Source organism: Kitasatospora sp. NPDC057512, from assembly GCF_042802135.1.
Lineage (GTDB): Bacteria > Actinomycetota > Actinomycetes > Streptomycetales > Streptomycetaceae > Kitasatospora.
Window position 1 is genome coordinate 1 of sequence record NZ_JBHVET010000665.1, and the last position, 4,774, is coordinate 4,774.

The 4,774-nt window shown below is 77.7% G+C and carries 2 protein-coding genes; both read left to right on the forward strand.

Translation table 11 applies throughout. The annotated features are described in order from the left end of the window. The first annotated feature begins 72 nt into the window (after nt 1-72). Nucleotides 73-1,920 carry a non-ribosomal peptide synthetase gene (locus tag ACFU6K_RS31485; protein ID WP_380668803.1) on the forward strand — a complete coding sequence of 616 codons (1,848 nt, stop codon included), beginning with the start codon at nt 73-75 and terminating at the stop codon, nt 1,918-1,920. After that, complete coding sequence (locus ACFU6K_RS31490; RefSeq protein WP_380668805.1) at nt 1,917-4,736, forward strand: condensation domain-containing protein; 2,820 nt, start codon at nt 1,917-1,919, stop codon at nt 4,734-4,736. The genes ACFU6K_RS31485 and ACFU6K_RS31490 overlap by 4 nt, the downstream gene beginning before the upstream one ends. Nucleotides 4,737-4,774: the final 38 nt, after the last annotated feature.

The following is a 4,774-nucleotide window of genomic DNA, read 5'->3' on the forward strand; positions in this document are numbered from 1 at the left end:
CGGAAGGGAAGCACCGTGACCACCATGTCCTCGCCCGCCGTGACTGCCGCGACCTCGTCCGCCGTGACTGCCGTGACTGCCGCGACCCCGTCCGCCGTGGCCGACCTGCCCGCCCTGGTCGCCCGGCAGGCCGAACGCCGCCCCGACGCGCTCGCCGTGACCGACGGCTCCACCGTCCTCACCTACCGCGAACTCGTCGACGCGGCAGGCCGGTTGGCCGCCGTCCTGACCGCCCGGGGAATCGGCCCCGGCAGCGCCGTCGGCCTGCTGTGCGCCCGCTCGACCCGGTACGTCGTCGCCCAGCTCGCCGTCTGGCGGGCCGGCGCCCTGGCCGTCCCGATCGACCCGGCCTACCCGCGCCCGCGGATCGCCGAGCTGACCGCCGACGCGGACCTCCGGCTCGTCCTCGGCGACAAGGGGCTGCTCGCCGAGGCCGGGCTCCCCGAGGAGCTCACCCTGGTGCTGACCGAGCGCGGCACCGAGGCCACCGACGGCACGGCGCCCGACGCCGCCGACCCGGCCGCGCCCGCCCTGCTCTACTACACCTCCGGCTCCACCGGCCGCCCCAAGGGCGTCCTCGTCCCGCACCGCGCCGTCGCCGACCTGGTCACCGCCGAGGACGCCGTCGTCCTCGGCCCGCGCGACCGGGTGCTCTTCCACTCCACCGTCTCCTTCGACGGCGCCACCTTCGAACTGTGGGCCCCGCTCGCCCGCGGTGCCGCCGTGGCCGTCTCCCCGAGCGAGCGGCCCAGCGCCGAGGACCTGGTCCGCGACGTCGAGAGCTTCGGCGTCACCACCGTCTTCCTCACCACCGCGCTCTTCCACCACCTGGCCGCCCGGCGCTCCCGGATCTTCGGCGTGCTGCGCACCCTGGTCGTCGGCGGCGAGGCGATCTCCGCCGAGCACGCGGGCGCCGTGCTGCGGGCCTTCCCCTGGCTCGAACTGGTCAACGGGTACGGGCCGACCGAGGCCACCACCTTCACGACCATCCACCGGGTCACCCCGGCCGACTGCGCCGGCTCCGTCCCGATCGGCCGGACCTTCGGCGGCGCCCGCGCGTACGTCCTGGACGAACAGCTCGCGCCGGTGGCGCCGGGCGCCGTCGGCGAACTGTGGATCGCCGGCGACCGGCTGGCCCTCGGCTACCTCGACCGGCCGGAGCTGACCGCCGAGCGCTTCCGCGACCTGCCGGGCATCGGACGCGCCTACCGCAGCGGCGACCGGGTCGCCCAACTGCCGGACGGCTCCCTGGAGTATCACGGGCGCACCGACGACCAGGTCAAGGTACGGGGCTACCGGATCGAACCCGGCGAGGTCGAGCACGCGCTGCTCCAGCTGCCCGAGGTCGCCGAGGCGGCGGTCGTGGTCCGCCGGGCCGGGCAGCCCGACGCCGCGCTCACCGCCTGCCTGGTGCTGGCCGAGGGCGCCCGCCCGGCCGTCGAGGCGCTGCGCGCCCGGCTGGCCGAGCAGCTGCCCGCCCACCTGGTGCCCACCGCCTGGACCGTGCTCGCCGCGCTGCCGCTGACCGGCAGCGGGAAGGTGGACCGGCGGGCGCTGGCCGCCGACGAGCGGGCCGGGGCGCACCCGTCGGTGAACGAGGTGGCCGACACGCCCCCGGCCGGCGGCGGGCCGACCGGGGCGCACCCGGCCACCGGCGCCGGGCTCGGCCCGATCCAGCAGGTCGTCGCCGAGGCGTGGAGCCGGGCCCTGGAACGCCCGATCACCGACCCGGCCGCCGACTTCCTCGCCGAGGGCGGCCACTCGCTGCTCGCCATGTGGGTGGTGGACGACCTGCGCGAGGACCTCGGCGTCGAGCTGTCACTCGCCGACTTCCTCGCCCACCCGACCGTCGCCGCCCAGGCCGACCTGCTGGAACGCGCCCTGCGGGCCGCCGACGACACCCCCGGAGCCGACCGATGAGCACCGTCGACCAGACCGACCTGCTGCGCCGCGCCCGCGACCGCCGCACCGCCACCGCCCCCGCCCGCCCCGTCGCGCCCGGCGACCCGGCCGCACCCGCCGAGCCGGCCCCGCTCTCGCACGCCCAGCAGCGGATGTGGCTGATGGACCACCTCGGCCAGGGCGGCGCCCTCTACAACGTGCCGATCGCCACCCGGCTGCGCGGCCCGCTCGACCACGCCGCCCTCGCCGCCGCGATCACCGGCCTGACCGAGCGGCACGCCGTCCTGCGCACCCGCTACCCGCGCCGGGGCGACCAGCCCTACCAGCAGACCGACCCGGTCGCCCCGGTGCCGCTGCCGGTGCTGGACGCCACTGGCCCCGAACAGCTCCTCGCCGAGGCCGCCCGCCCGTTCGACCTCGCCGCCGGCCCGGTGCTGCGTGCGCTGCTGCTGCGGCACGGGCCCGAGGACCACACGCTGCTGCTGACGATCCATCACATCGCCGTGGACGGCGGCTCGCTGCCCTTCATCGCGTCGGACCTCGCCGCGCTGTACCGCGCCGCGTGCGACGGAGTGCCGGCCCAACTCCCGTCGGTTGCTCCCTCGTACGCCGAGTACGCCCGCCAGGAGCGCGCCCGGGAGGCCGAGTTGACGGCCGCCGCCGACACCCTCGCGGCCGGTCTGTCCGGAGCCCGGCCACTGTCGCTGCTGCGGCCCGTCCCGCCCGGCGCCCGCGAGCGCCGCGCCGCCCTGCACGCCGCCCCGGTGGACCCCGCCGTGGTGGAAGGGCTGCGCGTCCTCGGCGCGCGGCACGGCGCCACCCTGTACACCGTCGTCCTGGCCGCCGCGTTCGCCGTGCTGCGCACCGCCTCCGGGCAGGACGACCTCGTCCTCGGCTGTGCCAGCGGCCACCGCGCGCGGCCCGAGTTCCGTCGGACCGTCGGCCTCGCCGTCAACACCCTCGCGGTGCGGACGAATCCGTCCGGAGACCCGTCGTTCGCCGAGCTCCTCGGTCTGGTCCGCACCGCCCTGCTCGACGCCCAGCAGCACCACGAGGTGCCGTTCGACCTCGTGGTCGAGCGGCTCGGCGCGGCCTCGCGCGGGGCGGACGGCACCCCGCTGCTCTCGGTCAGCTGCGACCTGCTCCGGATCGCCGACCCGCTGGTGCTGCCCGGCCTCGACACCGAGAACGTCGAACTCGACCTGGGACTGGCCAAGTTCGGTCTCACCCTGCTGCTGGAGGACGGACCGCGGCCGCGCGTCCTGGTCCAGCACGACCGGGACGCGCTGGACGGGACCACCGCCGCCCGGCTCACCGACGCCTTCGCCGCGGTGCTCACCGCCGTGGCCGGCAACCCGGACCTGGCGCTGTCCGCACTGCCCGGCGAGCGGCTGGCCGCCGCCGAACACCCGGTGGTGACGGCTCTTTCGGCCGATCCCGCGGTGGTCGAGGCGGCCGTCGTCGAGCACCCCGACGGCCCGCCGCTCGCCTACGCGGTGGTGCGCGGGCCGGTCGCGCCGACCGGCAGCGCGCTGCGGGCCGCCCTGCGCGGGCGGCTGCCGGCCGCCGAACTGCCGCGCGCGGTCACCCTGGTGGACCGGCTGCCCCGCCTCCTCGACGGCACCCCGGACCGCGACCGGCTGCCCGGCGCGGGGCCGCTGCCCGTGGCCCGGCGGGAGGACGGCCCGCTGGACGTCGTCCGGCAGGCGTTCGGCGAACTGCTCAGCGCGACCCCGCCCGCCGACGGCGACTTCTTCGCCCTCGGCGGCCACTCCCTCGTCGCCGTCCAGCTCGCCGAACGCCTGCGCACCCGCACCGGGCTGCCGCTCACCGGCCTCGACATCCTGGAGCAGCGCACCCCGCGCGCCCTCGCCGCCCTGCTCGCCACCCGCGCCGACGAGCGCAGCGCCGCCCTCGCCCAGGCCGGCGCCCGCCCGCGGACCACCGGCGCCCGCACCGGCACCGTCCTGCTCACCGGCGCCACCGGAGGCGTCGGCGCGGCCGTGCTCCAGGAGCTGATGGCCCAGGGCCGGCCGGTCCGGGTGCTGGTCCGGCCCGAGTCCGCGCACCTGCCCGCGCTGAACGGCGCCGAGGTGGCGGAGGGCGACCTCGGCGACCTCGACAGCCTGCGCCGGGCCGTCGAAGGCGTCGACGCCGTCATCCACTCCGCCTGCACCTTCACCGACCACGCCACCGACCTCGCCGCGATGCGCGCGCTGGTCGACGGCTGGCGGGGCGGCCCGTTCGTCTTCGTCAGCAGCATCGACGCGTACGGCCGACCGCCGGGCGCCGAGGTCCCCGAGGGCGGCCCCGGCGGCGCGCCGGTCACCCCGTACGGGCAGGCCAAGCTGGACAGCGAGCGCATCCTCTTCGAGGCCGCCGCCACCGGCCGCGGCCAGGCCGTCGCCGTCCGCGCCCCGATCGTCTGGGGCCCGCACCACCGCCTGCGCGACCAGCTCCGCTGGGGCTCCACCGGCGCCCTCTACCAGGCCGCCCTGGCCGGACGCCCGATCGGCCTGCCCGCCGACGACGAGTGGTACGGCGCGTCCTGGGTGCACGCCGCCGCCCTGGCCCGCGCCCTCACCGCCTGCCTCGCCCCCGACCACCCCGCCGCCGGCCGGGTCGTCAACGCGGTGAGCGGACACGTCTCCTGGCCCGATTTCACCGCCGAACTGGTCCGCCTGCTCGGCTCCGACAGCCCGATCACCACCGCCCCCGACGCCGACGAGGACCTCCGCCGCCCCTGGCACTACCGGGCGGACACCCTGGCCGGCCCCCTCGCCCCCGAACCCGGCGAGGACTGGCACAGCGTCCTGGCGGCCATGGTCCGCTGAGCCCCCGCCGCGGGCGGAGGAGTCCGGCAATCCGGACC

What these genes read in the sequence shown, in the direction of transcription:
- ACFU6K_RS31490 (WP_380668805.1), top strand. Translation starts at nt 1,917, where the DNA reads ATGAGCACCGTCGACCAGACCGACCTGCTGCGCCGCGCCCGCGACCGC.